Raw genomic sequence first — 19295 nt, 5'->3', positions numbered from 1 at the left:
GAGTACTTAGCGTGTCAGCTTTATTTCAACCATTTGAGTTAAAAGATGTTCGTTTACGTAATCGTATTGCCGTACCTCCGATGTGCCAGTACATGGCAGAGGAAGGCGTGGTAAACGATTGGCACCTCAGCCACTACACCAGCTTAGCACGTGGTGGTGCAGGCCTTGTTATTGTTGAAGCCACCGCCGTATCACCGGAGGGGCGGATCACCCCTAACTGCACCGGATTATGGAATGACGAGCAAGCACAAGCCATGCAACCGATTGTCGACAACATCAAAGCCGCAGGTGCGGTAGCGGGTATTCAAATTGGTCATGCCGGTCGCAAGGCCAGCGCTAATCGTCCGTGGGACGGTGACGATCATATTGCCGAAGATGATGACCGAGGCTGGGAAACCCTTTCCCCATCACCCATTGCGTTCGGCGCTAATCTGCCGCGCCAGCCCAAAGAGATGACTCTCGACGACATTCAGCGTGTGCAAAATGACTTTGTTGCTGCCGCAGAGCGTGCTCGCGACTTAGGGTTTGAATGGTTAGAACTGCACTTTGCTCATGGCTACCTCGGTCAAAGTTTCTTTTCTCCGCACGCTAACCAACGGACCGACGAATACGGCGGGTCATTCGAGAACCGAGCACGCTTTTTAGTCGAAACCGTGCGCGCAGTAAAAGCGGTGTGGCCAGACAACTTCCCGTTAACTGCGCGTTTTGGCGTTATCGAATTTGATGGTAATGACGAAGAGCAGTTACAAGAGTCGATTAAATTAACTGAACTACTCAAAGCCGAAGGGTTGGACTTTCTAAACGTCAGCATCAGTTTCTCAACCCCACAGGCCAATATCCCATGGGGGCCGGGCTTTATGGCGCCTATCGCAGAGCGCATTCGTAACGCGGCCGATATTCCAGTCGCATCGGCTTGGGGAATCGATTTACCGCAGTTGGCAGAGCATACCGTCGCGCAAGGTCAGTTAGACTTAGTGATGGTTGGACGTGCACATTTATCGAATCCACACTGGCCTTACGATACCGCTAAAGCGTTGCGTGTTGAGAAGCCATCTTGGGTATTACCAGCACCTTATGCGCACTGGCTTGAGCGCTACTAAATCGTGTTGTAGCCGTTAAATACCTTGTACAGTGAGCACCAATTTGCGACCACCCGCGTGGTCGCGGTGCTCACATAAGTAAAGACCCTGCCAAGTTCCCATATTTAAACGTCCGTGAGTCAGCGGAATAGTCACAGAAGCACCTAAAATACTCGATTTTAAGTGTGCTGGCATATCATCTGGCCCCTCATAGGTATGCTCATAGTAGGGCGCATTCTCAGGCACCATTTCGTTAAAATGCCGCTCGAAATCACCACGTACCGTCGGGTCAGCATTCTCGTTTAACGTCAACGAAGCAGAAGTGTGTTGAATAAACACATGAACTAAGCCTGTCGTTAACTGAGACCGCTCAGAGAGCAGGCGCTCAATACGATCCGTAATCAAATGAAAGCCACGCGTGAACGCGGGTAGGTTTAACTCAAATTGTTCTACATGCATATCCGTCTCTGCGTTTAATAAATGATTACTCGCGCATCAACGTCATGGGTACCATACTGGGGTCATTATTCGACTGTTCCACAAAGCCTAAACTGCGATACAGGTTGAGCGCGCGCGTATTTTCTGGCAACACATTTAATGTAACATAGGCAACATCGTCATATTGCCATGCGTGCTCTAACAGTGCATTTACTAGACGACGCCCTATGCCTTGACCACGACATTCTGGGTTCACAATTAAGCATGCAATATGCCTTGCCCCTTCATGCTTCTCATAACATTGCGCAAAGCCCACCAGTTTGTTGTTATGCCAGAAGCCAAGTGAGGGGCGTTCCTCCCCTTTTAAGCGTGCCCACACATCTTCGGTTGGACTATCTGCATTAACATGAGGCCCAAGCCAAAAAAGGCGATCTTGGGCCGTCTGTGCCCAAGAAAAAATGGCTATAAATTCCTGTTTTGAAATCGCTCTTAGCATTGTTGTTCTAGATGATGGCTTTATAAAAACTATAAAGCATAAAACCGGTAAGCCAATAAGCGGATCATCAGGTTTTTAATATAACCATCGATAAACAGATGTTTTTACGATAGAGCGCTAATTTAAAGCGCTGGACAACATAATGTATAACAAAATTTGCATTGAAATATGTTATTACAACTAAGATAATTAAACATCAAATTATTACCATACGCATAAAAGGATGTTGATCGACATATGGAATTGTCGTCATTCAGTGCGCTTTCACCCAAGCGCCCACAGTTTTGGCAGGTCGCCAAGCGGTGTTGCATATTAGCAGCCATCATCGATGTTGCGTTCTTTGCAATTTTTATGGTGCTTGATTCGCCCATATTGGCATGGGTGAATTTGTTAAGTATTGCGATGTACCTCACCGCCTATGTCGCCTACTCAACTCGTAAGAATAAACTAGCGACCATCCTGATCTGGACCGAAGTACTCTATCACTCGGCGTTAGGCACGCTGCTATTGGGTTGGGACAGCGGATTTCATTATTTTTTACTGATGTTTGTACCTGCGATTTTTGTCAGTATGAGTTTAAAGCCTGCGATAGCCTCATTAGTCGGATTGTGGAGTTACTACGTAGGACTGGATCTTTTTGGTTGGTATTACCCCCCACTCCAACCAATAGACGGCGATGCGCTGGTACTTGTGCACCTGTTTAACTTAACCGTCGTTTTTGCAATGTTTGCCTACCTTGCGCTCTATTATCTTAATAAGGTCAACATCACGCACGATAAGTTACGATTTTTTGCCACTACCGATCCTCTAACTCGTTTGCGTAACCGCCGACATATGTCGGAATTACTGAAACGTGCCGTGGAGAGCTATCAAAAAGAACAGCGACTGGTCTCGGTATTACTACTCGATCTCGACCACTTTAAGTCAATTAATGACACTTATGGGCACGAAGTAGGAGATACCGTACTAAAAGCAGCTGCGGACATTCTTCGCGACACCGTACGCGACCATGACAAAGTTTCTCGTTGGGGGGGTGAGGAGTTTTTGGTGTTTTTACCACGAACAAACTTAAATCACGCAGCCCAAGTTGCTGAGCGCATTCGTAAAGCTATCGCAAAATATCCCTGGCATACCGTGCTTAATGAGAAGATTCGCTTAACAACAAGCATCGGCGTTAGTGAACTCAAACCCGATGACTCGGTCAATACTTTAATAAAACGTGCGGATGACGCACTCTATCGTGGCAAGGAAGCAGGTAGAAATTGGGTGGAACTCGAATCGGAGGCTTCATGTCACAGACCAAGAATAGTATTATCATCGCAACCGGACTGATCATCAGTTGCTTGGTACTCGGAACATTCTTTTCAAAAGGCTTAACCGACTTTCGGTCGATGGATCGCAGTGTCACTGTGAAAGGGCTCTCTGAACGCGAGTATGTTGCCGACACCGTTATATGGCCGATTCAATTTACCGCTGCCAGCAATGAACTTTCGGATATTTATCAAACCATTGAGCAAGGCAAACAACAGGTCACGGCGTTTTTGCAAGAAAAAGGCGTTAAAGCTGATGAGATCTCGGTTGCAGCCCCGTCTATCACCGATAAGTCTGCGCAACGCTATGGTTCTGGACAGCCGGCTGAGTTTCGCTATACCGCAACCCAAACCATCACCGTATACTCAACACGGGTCAAAGCCATACGCGATATGATGAGTTCTGTATCTGAATTGGGCAAGCAAGGTATCGTGCTATCAACGGATGATTACCAAGCGCAACCCGAGTATCTATTCACTCGCTTAAACGATGTGAAGCCCGAAATGATAGAAGAAGCCACTAAGAATGCACGCGAAGTGGCTGAGAAATTTGCCGCAGACAGCAACAGCGAACTAGGAAAAATAAAAGACGCCAGCCAAGGCCTATTCAGTATTCAAGAACGTGATCGTCATAACCCACACCTGAAAAAAGTGCGCGTTGTTTCAACGGTCGAGTATTACCTATCGGATTAGTCGGTAGTTTCAGCGTTGTTAGGTCGAGGGCATAAGCCCTCGACATTCACTTCAACATAGCTTTTGTCGAAACACCAACCAATAAGAACGGAACAAAACGTCTCATTACAAATAACCAAAGTTTATTTATTTTGTTTATCATTAGCACTCTTTTGAACCCACCTCAAGCACTTCACATCGGCAGTTTATTGATTCACGTCAACGCGTGATAAGCCGTTTAGCAGTAACCTGCGAGCATTCAGCTCCGCATGCAACTGGACCAGAACCTTCAATTATGTCGATGTATAGAAGCCCCGAACTACTCGCGCCAGCCGGTAACCCCACCGCCATGAAGATTGCTTTTGCTTACGGTGCAGATGCAGTTTATGCGGGCGAGCCACGCTACAGCTTACGGGTAAGAAACAACAGCTTTACCTTGGCAAATTTAGGTGAGTCTATCAAATACGCCCACCAGTTGGGTAAACGCTTTTACGTCGTGGTTAACATCGCACCGCACAACGCTAAGCTCGCACATTTTGTTGAGCATATGGCACAGGTTGTCGCGCTGCAGCCCGATGCACTCATTGTCTCGGATCCAGGTATCGTGATGTTGCTGCGCCAGCACTTCCCCAAGCAAGCACTGCACTTATCTGTGCAAGCCAATACCGTTAACTGGGCAGCGCTTAAGTTTTGGCAACAACAAGGTATCGAACGGGTTATCCTTTCACGCGAACTGTCTTTGCAAGAGATCAAAGAAATGCGCGAGCACGTGCCTGATATGGAGCTTGAGGTGTTCGTGCACGGCGCACTGTGTATGGCCTATTCGGGCCGCTGTTTACTCTCCGGTTACACCAATAAACGTGATCCCAACCAAGGCGCATGCACCAACGCATGTCGCTGGAAGTACCACACACAACCTGCACAGCAAGACGAAGTCGGACAATATATTCCTGACCCCATCTTAGTCGCCGATCCACAACGTCCCGATGAGCCCATGCTACTGGATGAAGATATTCATGGCAGTTATCTGATGAATTCCAAAGATCTCCGTGCCGTTGATTTAGTCGAACCACTGACGCAAATGGGAGTTCACTCACTGAAGATTGAAGGCCGAACCAAATCCGACTATTACGTGGCTCGCACAACGCAAGTCTATCGACGTGCCATTGATGATGCTGTAGCGGGCAAGCCATTCAACCCAAAACTACTTAACGAGCTTGATGGTATGGCAAACCGTGGTTTTACTCATGGCTTCTTGCAACGTCACAGTGCACAGTCACTGCAAAACTATGAACGCGCGCACAGTGAAGGCCAAGAACAACTCGTAGGTCAATTACTCGATACCGAACATCAAGATGCCTATCTTGTCGATGTTAAAAATGCGTTTTCGGTGGGCGACGAGTTGCTACTGATAACCCCCAAAGGAAATTATCCACTTAAAGTGACCGAGCTTGTGGATAAACAAGGTATGCCACTTGTGCGCGCGCCAGGCTCTGGCTATCAAGTTTATGTCCCTGCAGACGTCACTATCGATTCAGCGGATAAGCCGATGTGCTTTCTAATAAAAAGGAGCTCAGATGATCAGCATTAACGAAGACTGTATTAATTGCGACATGTGCGTGCCCGAATGCCCTGTCGAGGCGATCGACATGGGTGAAGCGCATTACCAAATTAATCAATCGCTGTGTGTCGAATGCGAAGGCTTCTATCCAGAACCGAGTTGTTACGCCGTTTGCCCTGTCGACGCGGTTGATATCCGCAAGTAAAAAACAGCGAAATTTGCTATGCTTTGCCGCCAAGAACATGAACAAAGGGGCATCGCCATGGGATTACAGGTTATTAAGCACCCGCTTGTGCAACACAAACTCGGGTTAATGCGCAAGCACGGTATTTCAACTAAAAGTTTTCGCGAACTCGCCAATGAAATAAGTACGTTACTTACCTACGAAGCCACCAGCGACTTTATGCTGGAATCCCATACGATTGAGGGTTGGAACGAAACACCCATCGAAGTGGAACAACTGCGCGGTAAAAAGGTGACCGTGGTGCCGATTCTGCGGGCTGGCATGGGTATGCTGGATGGGGTTACCACACTTATTCCCAGTGCCAAAGTCAGTGTTGTCGGCTTATATCGCAACGAGGAAACGCTCGAGCCCGTCAGCTATTTCGATAAATTCGTTAACGACATCGACCAGCGCATTGCCCTGGTCATTGACCCAATGCTCGCCACCGGCGGTAGTATGATCGCCACTCTCGATATGCTTAAACAACAAGGTTGTAAGGACATTCGCGTACTCGTTTTAGTTGCCGCCCCCGAGGGTGTTGAAGCAGTGCTGGCACAGCATCCCGACGTACGCATTTTTACCGCCTCGCTGGACGAAAAGCTCAACGAACACGGCTATATCATCCCAGGCTTGGGTGATGCGGGTGATAAGATTTTTGGTACGCGTTGATTAGCCATGCGGGCATTACGCCCGCTCAACTGTTCAACCGTAACAAGCAACGAACCGCTCGCTAGCGCATGTTAAAGTCGCCATGTGCACCCGACCAAAGATAAGACACCTGCGCGGCGACGCCATCGTCTTGTACTGTTGCGTCACGCACAATAAACACACCATGTTCGCCGATGACATCAAACGCCCCATTGTCCAAATTAACGACCAACGCGGTCGTTTCATCGACACCCACCGCTAAAGCAGTCGATGTATCCGCAGCTAAACTCATCAAGCGCGCTTGCCGGCTACGCTCAGAAAAATGCGTATCGAGCGTACCAAAACGAAATAACCCGGTGCCTCCGGCCGGATTGTAAGTCAGTGAGTCGACACTTAAACCCGCCGGACAACGGTTATTTAAATCACAATCGCGCGGGGGAGGCTCTACTGCAAAACTCCCTTGCTGCATGGCTGCTTTACTACTGCCATTCGAGATCATAGGCCCTGCACTTTGTACAGCGGTTCCTGCACTCGTACCACCAACAACGGTTTGTCGGTTCGCTACGCGTTCGGATAATAAAGTTAAGGCATGTGAAGGACTATTATCAGCTCGAACCCAAGCTTGGCGCGTCAAATTTTGATCGCCGCCATTAAAAAATAGGCCATTAGCTTGCGCTAATAAATCAGTGGTTTGTTGGGGACTTTTACAGAAATTGACCTGTTGCTGATATAACTCGGGGTAGCGTTCATCAAGATCGTTGTTGTTCAGTAGTTCTGACTGTACCTGACTTAAATCTTCACAGCGCCCCTCCGAACGCGCTTTTACCACAGCAACATCTAACGGCAACCACATACTTTTTGCGCCGAGTTGTTGAAAGACCGATTGGTAAAAAATAACGGCATCGTAAGGGTTAACAGAAGCCGATGTTGAAAATAAAATAAGTGGTTGTTCACCTGCATTATGTGTTTGTTTCGCCATCGTAATAAAACGCTGAAATATCGCCACCGACTGCGCGCTTTTAGATAAATCAACACGCACAACCTCGCGGCCATCTTTCAGGTTATTGTTGCTAAGAGTATCGATCCAGTCGGTTTCTTTGCAGTTGGAAGGGCTATAATTGGAGCAAATTTTTAACGCCCCACCCGCCAGTAGAAGATGGCGATAATCGTCGTTTTTTTCACTTGCATAACCACTTAGAGAAAGCGCAGTCAGCGTAGTGATTATGAGATAATTTAAGCAAGCCTTGGATAACTTCATGTCACAGCCTCGATAAGATAATGAGCTCGTTCTGGAACAGTCACTATGACAATTAGCAAAATTGACAGCGCTGATTGCGGGTGCTATCCCTGTAAACGTCAACTGCGACAAAAGACTAAATAATAAATACTATGTTAAAGAAAGCATATCAACTAGCAAGCTATCACTACGATAGTTTCTACCTATCAGAATGGTTTGACGAGTAGGCCACGGTAGCCCCAGCGGTTACTGCGGCGAGCGTGTGTCAAATCACCTCCTCCGTATCTGACCTTAACTCAAGGTCCCTGTAAACTTATTCATGAGCCGCAGTCTGTCCAATCGACAGGTCTCGTGACATAAATTTCTTCTGCCTAACAGGCAGGCTAAAACAATAATTAAAACCACAAAGGAGATTCTTATGTCCAAGTGGAGCTTAATCTTAGCCGGTGCAGGACTCTGTCTATCACCCGTCGCTACGGCTGTGCAGCAGGCACAGCAATCAGAACAACAAGATTTAGAAACCATCGAAGTGACTGGCTCGCGTTTGAAAGGCGTTGATATGGAGGGTGCAAACCCTGTCCAAATGTTCAGTCAAGAAGACATCATTGACCGCGGTCATTTGACCATAGGCTCATTCCTACGCGATCTGCCTCAGGCAGCCACTGCAGGCACATTCACGACAAATGGCAACGTCGGCGGTGCCGATGGCGCCCCGGCCGGTTCAGCCGGCGTGAGTTTACGTGGCTTAGGTAGCAGCTCAACGCTGGTCTTGGTCAACGGTCGTCGCGTTAACGTCAGTTCGTTTGCCAATGGCTCAGACTCATTTGTTAACGTGAACAATATTCCAATGGCTGCTATCGAGCGCGTTGATGTGCTTACCGACGGCGCATCAAGCATCTACGGCTCTGATGCCATTGCCGGCGTTATCAACTTCATCTTACGTGATGATTTTGAGGGCCATGAAATCTCGTTAATGTACGGTGATGACACAGCAAGCTCAGACGCTAGCCGTGTGAACGCCACCTATGTCGGCGGCTTTAATACCAAAAACTCAAACACCACTGTCATTCTCGACGTGGTAAAACAAAACGCATTATTCAATTCAGATAGACCAATTGATGTCACTTATGAGTCCAACACTTTTGTGGATATCGACGGCACCGAGTACGCCGAACCTTATTGCAACGGCGGAGAGGCTTTAGCGGGGGAACGCTGCGATTACGACTACGTAATCCAACGTGCGATTCAACCCGACTACGATAATATGGGGGCGACTGTCAGCCACACCTACCGCTTGGGTGATATGACAGAATTCTTTGCTGAAGCGATGTATCAGCATAACGAAGGCCATGCGTATGATTCAGGCGCAGCCTTTAGCGTAACGGTACCGGCAGGTTCATCGGTGATTCCTGCTTGGGCACAAGAAATAGACCAAGAGGATGGTAGCGCGGATCCAATTTACGTAGATTCTCGCTTCCCAGATAGACGCACTCAAAGTTACACCGACAAGTCATATCGAGTATTAACAGGCTTGCGTGGTGAACTCGGTTATTGGCAGTGGGAAACAGCCTTAGCCTACGGCAAAACCGAGAATGAGATTTTACACACCTCGGGATTTTATTCCGTCGCGGCCGTTGAAGCAGCGACAAATGCGGGACAGTTCAATCCATTTAATCTAGGACGCGATAATAGCGAAGAGCAACTGGCTTCATTGCGCACATTAGCACCTCGCCGCGGTGAATCGACGTTGGCTTCTATCGACTTTAACCTCAGCGGCGACTTATTCGAAATGCCTGCTGGCTATGTGAAGTCTGTATTCGGCGGTGAATACCGTACCGAGGAAATCAGCGACAATCCTGCTGATATTGCCGCCAACAACGGTGTTTTCGCACTCGGCGCAAGTCAGGCCGAAGCCGATCGTAATCAGTATGCGGTGTATGGTGAGTTTCATGTACCTATCACAAGCTCGATAGATACTATCCTTGCCTTGCGCTATGACCATTACTCGGACTTTGGTGGCGACGTAAATCCGAAGCTCTCGGTGCGCTGGCGTGCAACTGATGATCTCGTTTTCAGAGCATCGGCGAGCACCGGTTTCAGAGCGCCATCGCTTAATCAGCTCGGTGCAGGTACATCACTGTCAGCAGCTTATGTTGACTGCGAACCGGGTTCGCAATACGCCAGTTTGTGCGGCGATAACGGCGCAGCCTTGGGTGAACTTGAACTCGATCAAGAAACCATTGGTAACCCAAATCTCAAAGCCGAAAACTCCACTGCGTATAACACGGGCGTATCGTGGAATATCACGGACAACTGGCAGTTTACTGCCGACTATTGGCGCTATGACCACGAGGATATTGTTGATATCGATGCGAATACAACGCTCGATGCCTGTGTGAATGGAAGTGCGCCAGTCGTCAACAGCATCGAAGCGCTGAATGGTGCATTTGGCTGTGTTGTTGATGCGGATGGCGACATATTCTATATGCGTACCGGGTACTTTAACGTTGGCGAACAAACCACTGACGGCGTTGATATTAGCACCGATTACGACCTAAAGACCGACCGTTGGGGCCAGTATAAGCTGTTTGTGAGCGCCACCAAAACCTTCAGCTACGAGCGCAAGGCAACTGCCGACTCTGAGCCCGAAGATCTTCTAGGACGCTTAAGTGGTGCCGCAGAAATCGCTCGTCCCGACTTTGTCGCTGACTTTGGCATTCAATGGTATCAAGGCGCGATAGATGCCAGCCTGATCGGTCACTATGTCAGCAGTATGGGGGATGGCGACTTTCAGTGGGGTGGTAACGATACCGTCGATTCATGGCTCACATGGAACGCCAGTTTTGGTTACCAAGTCATGGAGAATCACAAGCTATTATTAACGGTCAGTAATTTGTTGGATGAGGAGCCACCTTATGCTTCATCACCCACTAACGGCTACGCCTCGTCAATCCATGACTGGATGGGACGTGAGGTCGGTTTACGCTATACCGTTAGCTTTTAATAGGCGAAACTATGTCGAACCGTCGTATCAAGATGACCATGCCCGATGCCTTGGTCATCTTATTTTTCGTCGCTTTACTGGCAGCACTAGCCGCATGGCTAGTGCCTGCGGGGAGTTTTCAGATAAACCCCGAAAATCAAGCAATCGAACCGGGCAGCTTTAGTTATGAAACAAGCGAGAAAACAGACCTTCCGTTGTTTGCTGAAAAGGGCGAAATCGGTCTCGCAAACGTTGCTTTTGAAGGGTTAGTTTCGGGCACTAAATGGGGCTCAGCAATTGGCGTCATTGCCTTCATTTTAATCGTTGGTGGTTCTTTTGGCATTGTGCTAAAGACAGCCGCTATCGAACATGGTGTGCTTAACTTAATACAAAAAACTCAACGCTTTGACCGCGTGTTTTTAGTGACGATGTTTTTAATGTTTTCCCTCGCGGGGGCTATCTTTGGTATGGGTGAAGAAGCCATCGCGTTCTGCCTCGTACTCTACCCGGTGATGCGATCACTCGGGTATAACGCCGCTACAACCGTGTTAATTACCTATGTTGCAACACAAATTGGCTTTGCTACGTCATGGATGAATCCATTCAGCGTTGCCATCGCACAGGGTATCGCCGAGGTACCATTGATGTCAGGGGCAAGCTTTCGCATGGTCACCTGGCTCATCTTCACATTGGTAGGGCTTATATTTACGCTTCGCTACGCTGAGCGCACAAAAGATACTCAAGCGCGGTCTGAGGCCGCGTTAATCGAATCAAAGTTTGGCAAAACCGATAGTGCGATTTTATCCGTGTTTTTTATCGGCTTAATTTGGGTCATTTGGGGCGTAACCGCGCGCGCCTACTATATCCCAGAAATTGCCGCACAATTTTTTGTTATTGGCATTTGCGTCGGCATCATCGCCATTATTGCAGGACGTCTGAGTGCCAATGGCGTGGCTCGCGCCTTTAATCAGGGCTCACAAGATCTGCTGCCAGCGGCTCTAATCGTTGGATTTGCTAAAGGTCTAGTATTGCTATTAGGTGGCGATGACCCGAGCCAAGCCTCTACGCTCAATACTCTGCTTTACCATGCCAGTGAACTCATTGGTGATGCCTCTGCCGCAACGAGCGCCAGCTTAATGCTGCTGTTTCAGTCAGTATTTAACTTCTTCATCGCGTCTGGCTCGGGTCAAGCGGCTCTTACCATGCCACTGATGGCGCCACTCTCGGATCTGGTCGAAGTTAGCCGGCAAGTCGCCGTACTCACCTTTCAGTTGGGTGATGGATTAACTAACATCATCATTCCCACGTCAGCCTCATTAATCGGCTGTTTAGGTGCCGTAAAACTCGACTGGAGTGAGTGGATTAAAATCATTTGGCGCTTCCAACTGGTCATAATGACACTGGCGCTCATCACCGTTATTACCGCTGTATCAATAGGATTTAACTAATCATGCTCACGTTGATAAAGAACGCTCACGTATGGAGCCCATCAGAATTAGGCATCTGTGACGTACTAATAGCCGATAAACGCATCGCCGCTATTGAACCTCAGATCGAAGGTTCATTTGGAGCTGTACCGGTTACCCAAATAGATGCTCAAGGACGCTGGTTAGTGCCAGGTTTTGTCGATCCACTCGCGCATTTCAATGGTGGCGGCGGAGAAGGCGGCTTTCACACCCGTACACCGGTGATGCCGATAACCGATGCGATCCAAGCAGGTATCTCTACCATGGTATCCGGACTTGGGACAGACGCCTCTACGCGTTCTCTCAGCGATATGCTTGCCAATGCCCGAGGCTTATCCAACCTTGGGCTGAGCACCTATTGTTACACCGGCTCATACGAATACCCTGTGCGCACAGTCACGGGAACTGTGCGCGACGATATTATTCTAATCGATAAATTCATTGGTATCGGAGAGCTCGCGATTGCTGATAAGCGAGGCTCACAGCTCAATGCCGCAGAACTCGCTCGTGTCGCAAGTGAGGCCAAAGTGGGTGGACTGATTAGTGGCAAAGCTGGCATCACCTTTTTACATGTAGGTGATGAAGCGAGTCAGCTCAATATCATCGAGCAGTGTTGCCGCGATCATGATGTCGACTTAAACCAGTTTTACCCTACCCACATGAACCGGCATCAATCATTGATGGAACAAGGTGCTGAACTCGCCAATCACGGTTTAATGCTCGATCTCACCTGCTCGACAACCCCCGAATTAGTTGCCGAGGGCGAGATTCCCGCAGCTAAATGCTTAGCTCAATTACTGAGTGAAGGTGTACAAGCCACACAAATTAGTCTCAGCACCGACGCCAATGCCAGTTTGCCTGATTTTGATAGCCACGGAAAACTACGCGGCCTAAAGGTGGGCAGAGCGGTCAGTTTACTTGAGTCAGTGCAAGAGGCGATTCGTGACGGTGTTGACGTCGATCAGGTATTGATGGCTGCTAGCCAAAACGCGGCGCAGCGTTTAAAACTTAGCACTAAAGGCACAATCGCTGTTGGCAAGGATGCTGATCTTAACTTGCTCTGCCCCGATACACTGGCGTTAAGCCACGTCTGGTATCAAGGCAAATTAGCCATGCAAGAAGGTAAAATGAAGATTCGCGGCTACTTTGATGAGATGTGATAAACTCATCACAGTATCAGTAGAGGAGAAAAGTCATGGCGCGCGCGCATGCATTACACATTTTGGTTAAAACAAAGTCAGAAGCCGAGGGGCTAAAAAAAGAGCTCGCTAACGGTGCAAAGTTTGCGGACTTGGCCCGTAAACATTCACTTTGTCCGTCGGGCAAAAATGGTGGTGACTTAGGCGAGTTCCGCCGCGGTGAGATGGTTCCCGCCTTTGACAAAGTCGTATTTGGTCAACCAACACTTGAGGTACATGGCCCCGTTAAAACCGCATTTGGTTACCACCTCATTAAAACACTCTCGCGCGGCTAAACAAGCCAATTAAGAGTGATTACCCAGGGCGGCCATCCGCTCTGGGACTTCGTAAAATGTTCTGATAAACGCCCACAAATAATCCATAGCTGAACACCCACCCCAATGCCGCAACGAGCAGCCAGTTAAACGTTGCCTCAGGCAACAATACAATACCAACAACACGCGCTAACGCAGCCAGTAAAATCGCCAAGAACGCAAGCGACATCATCGGTTTAGGTTTTAAAGGATGTCCGCTATGACCTAGAGAAATCCGCGCCATCATCGCCAAGATCAAGCCGCCCATCGCACCAACAGTTAAGGCGTGAAGCGCTGTGCTCTTCGCCACAAGCATATGAGTCACCAATAAACCTGCACTTTGCGCGTAATAGATAGCAAGCAACCCCAACCCAATAGGAATAAACGCATAAGCTCCATGAAGAGACCATACCAGAGGCACGCGCCAAGTTATCCATGGGCGCCAGCGCAGCCAGCGGATAGTGTGGAACACACAGGCGACTGCAAACAATAACGTCAGCACAGAACCCGGCAATACGGTATCTAGGCTGAACAAAAACACCGCTGCGATACACCACGTACAACCCAGTGCTGCGCGCTCTAACCAAAGCAGCGAATTCACTCGGGCAGTACCTATACCACTAGCGGTAAACATGGGTATGACGCGACCGCCGATCACACTCATCAACAGGGTGATTAGAAAGATCGCAGCATAAGCGCCCTGTACCTGCCATGCATAATGCTCAAACCACAGTCCGGCGTGCATCATCGCATTCGTTGCGGTCAGCAACAGCAGAATGGGTACAAAGAATAGATTACGGGTTTGATTCGCCTTAAGCAGTAGACGAGCAAACAACAGTGCGGCTACTGGCAATACACTTAAATCAATAATGACGACCGCAAGTGCAGGCAAATAGGCACCAAACAGCAACGCGAGTCTCGCCAAACTCCAAAGCATGACGAGCACCAACAGTGTCTTACCATGGGTAGCTCGCTGTCCCGTCCAATTTTGCACCGCGGTTAGCAAAAAACCGAGGATAATTGCCGTGACAAAGCCAAATAGCATTTCGTGTGCATGCCAAAATAACATATTGCCGTAGACCGGAAGCGATAACCAGCCACCGAGCATAGCGACCCATAAGCCAACGGCGATGATACTGAAGCTAGCGCCGAGTAGAAAGAACGGTCGAAACGCCTGACGAAGCAAAGGCGTTAGGCGCATTTCATCTTCCATGTGTGTCACTTGCATGGATTACTCCTTGTTTGGCTACTTAAGCCCCATAGAGTAATCATACATTTAAAATGTATTTTAAAGCCAGTCGAAATAGATTAGCGAGTGAGCTGTGTCAAAATCCGGTCGAGTTGATTCGCAAATGCCATTTTATCGCGGGCATGCAAAGGGGGAGGACCTCCCGTATGTTCACCACTGCTGCGCATGGTATCCATAAAATCACGCATATTAAGACGCCCGCCAATGTTTTCTGTGGTGTAAAGCTCGCCCCGTGGGCTCAGCGCTTGCCCACCCTTTTTGATCACATCCGCAGCCAACGGAATGTCTGCGGTGATCACTAAATCACCGGCCTCGCAGCGTTCAGCAATTTCGTTATCCGCCACATCAAAACCCGACTCCACGCGCACTGAGCGAATGAACTTAGAGGGCGGCACGCGCAACGCTTGGTTAGCGACCAAAATAAGCGGCACCTGCTTGCGCTCAGCGGCGCGATACAAAATCTCTTTTATTACCGTCGGACACGCATCGGCGTCCACCCAAATATTCATAAACGTTTGTCACTCATTAATAAAAACTGGAAAACATAGACAGGCGAGCTAATCTAAGCAAACATAAGGTTTTAGAGTAATCATACTAACAAAACCTAAGGCGGCTTATGAACAAACCTGCATTTGCGGCCCTAGCCGAGTACATGGATCTACTCCTAGATGCCATTTGTGTTGTCGATCCGGCTCATCGCTTTAGTTATCTAAGCCCTGGCGCAAAACGAGTATTCGGCTACGAACCCGAAGAAATGATTGGCCGCTCAATGTTTGATTTTATGCACCCTGACCATCATGAAGAAACACTTGCGCGCGCCGAACAAGTTAACAGGGGTGTCGACGTATTGCACTTTGAAAATCGCTATATTCATAAAGATGGATCAGTAATCCACCTACATTGGACAGCGCGTTGGTCAGCGCGCGACAAAATGCGTATTGGTGTAGCACGCGATATTACCGCACAACGTGCCTTAGAGCACGAGCGCGAATCACTCATTAAGCGCCTTGAGCATATGGCGCTCACCGATTCACTGACAAACCTACCTAACCGAGCGTTGTTTTATGATCGTGTTCGTACTGCTCAAGCGCGTGCAGAACGAGATGGCGGCGGACTGGGTGTACTGTATATCGACCTCGATAAGTTCAAATATATAAACGATCAATACGGTCATGCGGCAGGCGATGAATTGTTAAAGGCAGTGGCTAACCGCATTCAATCAGCAATACGCAATACTGACACCGCGGCACGCATCGGTGGGGATGAATTTGTTGTATTGGTTGACGCTTCGCACACCCGTCATCTTGACCGCGCTATTGATAAGGTAGTCAATAAAATTCAGGCGGCGCTGCGAACGCCTCACACCATGAAACACGTATCGCTGCCAATTACCGCCAGTATTGGCGTCGCCATGTGGCCCGAGCACGGTCACAGCATTGAGCAACTGCTACATCACGCCGATCAAGCCATGTATAACGCCAAACGGCGGGGAGGAAACAGCGTTGCTGTATAGCCAGCAACGCTGCTGATTGAGCTTAATTAAGCGTTTTTCTTCTCTTCAATATAATCATTGATGAACTGTTCAAGCACGTTCAATGGCACCGGACCATTACCGAGTACACGATCGTGAAACTCACGGATATCGAACTTGTCGCCTAGCTCGGTCTTCGCTTTTTCACGCAGTTCCAAGATCTTGTTCATGCCGATCTTGTACGCTGTCGCCTGACCTGGCATCACAATATGACGCTCAACCATCTTCACCGCATCCGCTTTCGCGTTTGGCGTGTTGTTTACGTAAAAATCGATACCCTCTTCACGCGTCCATTGCTTCGCATGAATACCTGTATCTACGACCAAACGCACTGCACGCCATAACTCCATCGCTAGACGACCAAAGTCAGAGTATGGGTCTTTATACAGGCCGATTTCCTTCGGTAGTTTCTCAGTGTATAAGCCCCAGCCCTCGCTGTACGCGGTATAGCGACCAAAACGACGGAACTTCGGAATCCCCTGAAGCTCTTGCTGAATAGCAATTTGCATGTGGTGGCCTGGAATCCCCTCGTGGTAAGCCAATGCCTCCATCTGATACGTTGGCATCGAGCCCATGTCGTACAAGTTCGCGTAGTAAGTACCCGGACGCGAGCCATCCATCGAAGGCTGTTGATAAAACGCTTTACCGGCCGATTTCTCGCGGAACGGTTCAACCGCTTTAACAATGAGATCGGCTTTTGGCTTAGTAATAAAGAGCTCATCTAAGCGACCGCGCATATCATCGATAATGGCTTTTGCCTCGCTTAAGTAACGTTGACGACCTTCTTCCGTATCCGGATAAATAAAGTCCTCATTGTTACGCATGTGTACGAAGAACTCCTGCAAGCTGCCGTCAAAACCGACCTTTTCAATAATACCGCGCATCTCGTCATGAATTCGCTCAACTTCACTCAAACCAATTTCATGAATTTCATCTGCGGTGAGATCCGTTGTTGTCGTGCGTTGCAAGGCATTATTAAAGAACGCCTCGCCATCAGGAAACTTCCATGCGCCATCTTTGGTCGTCGCTTGCTCTTCAATACCTTCCAGCTTAACAATTAAATTTTCGTAGGCTGGCTTCACCGATTCTAAAAACGCCGTTTTAGCCGAAGCAATTAACTGGTCGCGCTCTTCATCCGAAATCTCTAAGCCTTCAACCTTCTTATTAAAGTCAGCCCAAAGCGCACTTGCCTCGCCGTCATCAAACGGCGCACCAGTAATAATGTTTTTGCTATCGCTAATCACATAAGGGTACACAAACTTAGGCGCAATGATGCCTTTGTCTGCACGCAATTCGAGGTTCTCAGCCAACTGTTCAAACAGCGCCGGCAGACCATTTAAACGCGCGATGTAATCCTCAGCGTCGTCCACTGAGCTAATACCATGCTGGTTGATCAGCAACGAAGCTACGCTCGAGTGCAAACCAAACATCTGGTTAACCGGATAGTTATGATGACGCCATTTAAAATCAGCAATATCATTTTCAAGCTGCTGCTTCATGAGCATCCAGCTGATTTTAGTCTGTTCATCGAGCTTCGATTCATCAATCGCTTTGACTTGTTCTAAATGCTTTTTGTTGAGCGCCAAGTCCTCTTGCGCCTGCTCCTCTGAGATGTCGTCCCACTTATCTTGGTCATCTTTAATACCCAAGTAAGACTGATACATCGGGCTGCGCATGACATTCGCCATAAAGATATCTTCAAACAGCTGATTCGCCTTTTCAGACTCGGTTTGTTGTGTTTCTTGTTGAGCCGATTCAGCCGACGCCGTTTGCTGCTCAGCCGAAGTCGACTGAGTGCTGGTATTTGTGTTGTCAGAACACGCAGTGGTCATCAATACCACCGACACCGCTAAGGCGATTTTTTTATATTCGAACATCGTTTTTCTCCTTTAAGTTTGTACAACTTAATAACCTTTACAATAGGAGGTGTCAACGCAACTGCGCTGGCGGCGGCACCAACCGGGATGAGTATAGTCGGTTTTAATGCATTGTGTGTTCGTAGCGCGCCTCTATCTGACGTGCAGGCAACTCAACACCCACGATGGGCTTCAACGCGCGCTGCACCTCGGGCACTAACGCGGCCAAAGCCGACAACATCGCCGACTCACTGACATACTCATCAAACACCAAGGTCACTACTAAGCTCTGTGGAAAGCGCTGATAGTTCACCTCGTGTGTGAGCCATACGAAACCCTCATGCCCAACTTTGGCATCCTCGCAGACCTCGGTCAGCACACGAATAATGTCACGTTCGGTGTGTTTGTGTTTTGGGGGCATGGTTAAAAAGCCTTGAGGTGGTTTATGATACTTTCTGCCTTATCGACATCCCCTAGCGCTAAATAAAGCTGCCGATTCTTAGGATGTCTGAGGCTCAAGCGGTGGAAGAAAAGACTGAACCCGAAGAGCAAAGACCAAAAAGTGAGCGTGAACAAAACAAAAAGCAATATTCGCTCGACGTAATTTAACCCATCGGCGAACACAAGCATAGGAATACCGATCACCACCATTAACCAAAGCAGGTTGATAAATGATAACTTCGCAGCCGTAAAGATGATTTTTTTGTTGTAATAAGTCATGGGTTAACTTGCTGGTAGATAAATACGTTTAAGTTACTTTTTACTATACGGACTTGGTTGGATTCATCAATAAGGATACTAGATGTACGACATTATCGGAGTAAAACATGATTTTTTCATCGTCACTTACTGTATTAATAATTGAAGAAATCTCTAATTAAGGATGTCTCAGTTTAGGAGCCAGTAGCATCCATGGAAAACTGAACAGCTCAATTCATTCTTCAGGAGGCTCTTATAATTGCGTATTTCGGTGATTCCGAACAGCGATTCCGGAGTTATCCGATCACCTGTTAGCCGTTCTTTTTCATAACCCTCTTTTTACGCTAAGTGATCG

19 protein-coding genes are annotated in these 19295 nt (G+C 48.3%); 11 read left to right on the top strand and 8 right to left on the bottom strand.

The window, feature by feature from the left end:
- The first annotated feature begins 11 nt into the window (after nucleotides 1-11).
- A complete protein-coding gene (locus DFP83_RS07575; RefSeq protein WP_110574462.1) occupies nucleotides 12-1100 on the top strand; it encodes an NADH:flavin oxidoreductase/NADH oxidase in 1089 nt (362 codons plus the stop codon).
- 15 nt (nucleotides 1101-1115) lie between these two features.
- Here the strand turns inward: DFP83_RS07575 and DFP83_RS07570 are convergent, their stop codons facing one another.
- Both DFP83_RS07570 and DFP83_RS07565 read right to left on the bottom strand, forming a co-directional pair.
- On the bottom strand, nucleotides 1116-1538 hold the full coding sequence (locus DFP83_RS07570) for a secondary thiamine-phosphate synthase enzyme YjbQ (protein ID WP_110574460.1): 423 nt from the start codon (nucleotides 1536-1538) through the stop codon (nucleotides 1116-1118).
- A 25-nt stretch (nucleotides 1539-1563) separates the two neighbouring features.
- Nucleotides 1564-2013, bottom strand: coding sequence for a GNAT family N-acetyltransferase (locus DFP83_RS07565; RefSeq protein WP_110574458.1), 450 nt, complete (start codon nucleotides 2011-2013; stop codon nucleotides 1564-1566).
- Between the two features lie 237 nt (nucleotides 2014-2250).
- Between DFP83_RS07565 and DFP83_RS07560 the strand changes: the two genes are divergently transcribed.
- The 5 genes from DFP83_RS07560 (at nucleotide 2251) to upp (ending at nucleotide 6448) form a co-directional block, all read left to right on the top strand.
- The gene (locus DFP83_RS07560; protein ID WP_110574456.1) at nucleotides 2251-3345 is read left to right on the top strand and encodes a GGDEF domain-containing protein; all 1095 of its coding nucleotides are present in this window, start codon (nucleotides 2251-2253) and stop codon (nucleotides 3343-3345) included.
- Nucleotides 3303-4016 carry an SIMPL domain-containing protein gene (locus tag DFP83_RS07555; protein WP_110574454.1) on the top strand — a complete coding sequence of 238 codons (714 nt, stop codon included), beginning with the start codon at nucleotides 3303-3305 and terminating at the stop codon, nucleotides 4014-4016. Before DFP83_RS07560 ends, DFP83_RS07555 begins: the two co-directional genes overlap by 43 nt.
- Nucleotides 4017-4296: 280 nt before the next feature.
- Nucleotides 4297-5586, top strand: a complete 1290-nt coding sequence (gene trhP / locus DFP83_RS07550) for a prephenate-dependent tRNA uridine(34) hydroxylase TrhP (RefSeq protein WP_110574681.1) — start codon at nucleotides 4297-4299, stop codon at nucleotides 5584-5586.
- Nucleotides 5573-5761 carry a 4Fe-4S binding protein gene (locus DFP83_RS07545; RefSeq protein ID WP_110574452.1) on the top strand — a complete coding sequence of 63 codons (189 nt, stop codon included), beginning with the start codon at nucleotides 5573-5575 and terminating at the stop codon, nucleotides 5759-5761. The genes trhP and DFP83_RS07545 overlap by 14 nt, the downstream gene beginning before the upstream one ends.
- A 57-nt stretch (nucleotides 5762-5818) precedes the next feature.
- Nucleotides 5819-6448: a uracil phosphoribosyltransferase gene (gene upp, locus DFP83_RS07540; protein WP_110574450.1), complete on the top strand. Its 630-nt coding sequence runs from the start codon at nucleotides 5819-5821 to the stop codon at nucleotides 6446-6448.
- Between the two features lie 61 nt (nucleotides 6449-6509).
- Here the strand turns inward: upp and DFP83_RS07535 are convergent, their stop codons facing one another.
- Entirely contained in the window at nucleotides 6510-7685 is a 1176-nt protein-coding gene (locus DFP83_RS07535; protein WP_110574448.1) for a cyanophycinase, read from the bottom strand.
- Between the two features lie 397 nt (nucleotides 7686-8082).
- On the opposite strand from DFP83_RS07535, the gene DFP83_RS07530 reads away from it, so the two are divergent.
- The 4 genes from DFP83_RS07530 to DFP83_RS07515 are packed head-to-tail and all read left to right on the top strand — an operon-like array spanning nucleotide 8083 to nucleotide 13587.
- Nucleotides 8083-10668, top strand: coding sequence for a TonB-dependent receptor (locus tag DFP83_RS07530; RefSeq protein ID WP_110574446.1), 2586 nt, complete (start codon nucleotides 8083-8085; stop codon nucleotides 10666-10668).
- An 11-nt stretch (nucleotides 10669-10679) separates the two neighbouring features.
- Complete coding sequence (yfcC, locus tag DFP83_RS07525) at nucleotides 10680-12095, top strand: putative basic amino acid antiporter YfcC (RefSeq protein ID WP_110574444.1); 1416 nt, start codon at nucleotides 10680-10682, stop codon at nucleotides 12093-12095.
- Nucleotides 12096-12097: 2 nt separating this feature from the next.
- On the top strand, nucleotides 12098-13273 hold the full coding sequence (gene iadA, locus DFP83_RS07520) for a beta-aspartyl-peptidase (protein WP_110574442.1): 1176 nt from the start codon (nucleotides 12098-12100) through the stop codon (nucleotides 13271-13273).
- A 35-nt stretch (nucleotides 13274-13308) separates the two neighbouring features.
- Nucleotides 13309-13587, top strand: a complete 279-nt coding sequence (locus DFP83_RS07515) for a peptidylprolyl isomerase (protein ID WP_110574440.1) — start codon at nucleotides 13309-13311, stop codon at nucleotides 13585-13587.
- 19 nt (nucleotides 13588-13606) lie between these two features.
- Here the strand turns inward: DFP83_RS07515 and DFP83_RS07510 are convergent, their stop codons facing one another.
- Nucleotides 13607-14833, bottom strand: a complete 1227-nt coding sequence (locus DFP83_RS07510; RefSeq protein WP_110574438.1) for an NnrS family protein — start codon at nucleotides 14831-14833, stop codon at nucleotides 13607-13609.
- A gap of 80 nt (nucleotides 14834-14913) precedes the next feature.
- Nucleotides 14914-15363, bottom strand: coding sequence for a YaiI/YqxD family protein (locus DFP83_RS07505; RefSeq protein ID WP_110574436.1), 450 nt, complete (start codon nucleotides 15361-15363; stop codon nucleotides 14914-14916).
- Between the two features lie 107 nt (nucleotides 15364-15470).
- Between DFP83_RS07505 and DFP83_RS07500 the strand changes: the two genes are divergently transcribed.
- The gene (locus DFP83_RS07500; protein WP_110574435.1) at nucleotides 15471-16367 is read left to right on the top strand and encodes a sensor domain-containing diguanylate cyclase; all 897 of its coding nucleotides are present in this window, start codon (nucleotides 15471-15473) and stop codon (nucleotides 16365-16367) included.
- Nucleotides 16368-16393: 26 nt separating this feature from the next.
- Here the strand turns inward: DFP83_RS07500 and DFP83_RS07495 are convergent, their stop codons facing one another.
- From DFP83_RS07495 to DFP83_RS07485, 3 genes are all read right to left on the bottom strand, one after another.
- Nucleotides 16394-18262, bottom strand: coding sequence for a DUF885 domain-containing protein (locus tag DFP83_RS07495; protein WP_110574433.1), 1869 nt, complete (start codon nucleotides 18260-18262; stop codon nucleotides 16394-16396).
- 103 nt (nucleotides 18263-18365) lie between these two features.
- Nucleotides 18366-18662 (bottom strand): hypothetical protein, encoded by a 297-nt coding sequence (locus DFP83_RS07490; RefSeq protein WP_110574431.1) that lies wholly within the window; start codon nucleotides 18660-18662, stop codon nucleotides 18366-18368.
- A 2-nt stretch (nucleotides 18663-18664) separates the two neighbouring features.
- Nucleotides 18665-18961 (bottom strand): hypothetical protein, encoded by a 297-nt coding sequence (locus DFP83_RS07485; protein WP_110574429.1) that lies wholly within the window; start codon nucleotides 18959-18961, stop codon nucleotides 18665-18667.
- Nucleotides 18962-19295: the final 334 nt, after the last annotated feature.

Origin of the sequence: Idiomarina fontislapidosi, from assembly GCF_003226255.1 — a bacterium.
Lineage (GTDB): Bacteria > Pseudomonadota > Gammaproteobacteria > Enterobacterales > Alteromonadaceae > Idiomarina > Idiomarina fontislapidosi.
The sequence above is the reverse complement of the archived record's forward strand: the minus strand, read 5'-3'. Positions and strand labels throughout refer to the sequence as shown.

Excerpts from the sequence above, each read along its gene's own strand:
- DFP83_RS07570 (WP_110574460.1), bottom strand. The coding sequence starts at position 1,538 with ATGCATGTAGAACAATTTGAGTTAAACCTACCCGCGTTCACGCGTGGC.
- DFP83_RS07565 (WP_110574458.1), bottom strand. The coding sequence starts at position 2,013 with ATGCTAAGAGCGATTTCAAAACAGGAATTTATAGCCATTTTTTCTTGG.
- DFP83_RS07560 (WP_110574456.1), top strand. The coding sequence starts at position 2,251 with ATGGAATTGTCGTCATTCAGTGCGCTTTCACCCAAGCGCCCACAGTTT.
- DFP83_RS07555 (WP_110574454.1), top strand. The coding sequence starts at position 3,303 with ATGTCACAGACCAAGAATAGTATTATCATCGCAACCGGACTGATCATC.
- trhP (WP_110574681.1), top strand. The coding sequence starts at position 4,297 with ATGTATAGAAGCCCCGAACTACTCGCGCCAGCCGGTAACCCCACCGCC.
- DFP83_RS07545 (WP_110574452.1), top strand. The coding sequence starts at position 5,573 with ATGATCAGCATTAACGAAGACTGTATTAATTGCGACATGTGCGTGCCC.
- upp (WP_110574450.1), top strand. The coding sequence starts at position 5,819 with ATGGGATTACAGGTTATTAAGCACCCGCTTGTGCAACACAAACTCGGG.
- DFP83_RS07535 (WP_110574448.1), bottom strand. The coding sequence starts at position 7,685 with ATGAAGTTATCCAAGGCTTGCTTAAATTATCTCATAATCACTACGCTG.
- DFP83_RS07530 (WP_110574446.1), top strand. The coding sequence starts at position 8,083 with ATGTCCAAGTGGAGCTTAATCTTAGCCGGTGCAGGACTCTGTCTATCA.
- yfcC (WP_110574444.1), top strand. The coding sequence starts at position 10,680 with ATGTCGAACCGTCGTATCAAGATGACCATGCCCGATGCCTTGGTCATC.
- iadA (WP_110574442.1), top strand. The coding sequence starts at position 12,098 with ATGCTCACGTTGATAAAGAACGCTCACGTATGGAGCCCATCAGAATTA.
- DFP83_RS07515 (WP_110574440.1), top strand. The coding sequence starts at position 13,309 with ATGGCGCGCGCGCATGCATTACACATTTTGGTTAAAACAAAGTCAGAA.
- DFP83_RS07510 (WP_110574438.1), bottom strand. The coding sequence starts at position 14,833 with ATGCAAGTGACACACATGGAAGATGAAATGCGCCTAACGCCTTTGCTT.
- DFP83_RS07505 (WP_110574436.1), bottom strand. The coding sequence starts at position 15,363 with ATGAATATTTGGGTGGACGCCGATGCGTGTCCGACGGTAATAAAAGAG.
- DFP83_RS07500 (WP_110574435.1), top strand. The coding sequence starts at position 15,471 with ATGAACAAACCTGCATTTGCGGCCCTAGCCGAGTACATGGATCTACTC.
- DFP83_RS07495 (WP_110574433.1), bottom strand. The coding sequence starts at position 18,262 with ATGTTCGAATATAAAAAAATCGCCTTAGCGGTGTCGGTGGTATTGATG.
- DFP83_RS07490 (WP_110574431.1), bottom strand. The coding sequence starts at position 18,662 with ATGCCCCCAAAACACAAACACACCGAACGTGACATTATTCGTGTGCTG.
- DFP83_RS07485 (WP_110574429.1), bottom strand. The coding sequence starts at position 18,961 with ATGACTTATTACAACAAAAAAATCATCTTTACGGCTGCGAAGTTATCA.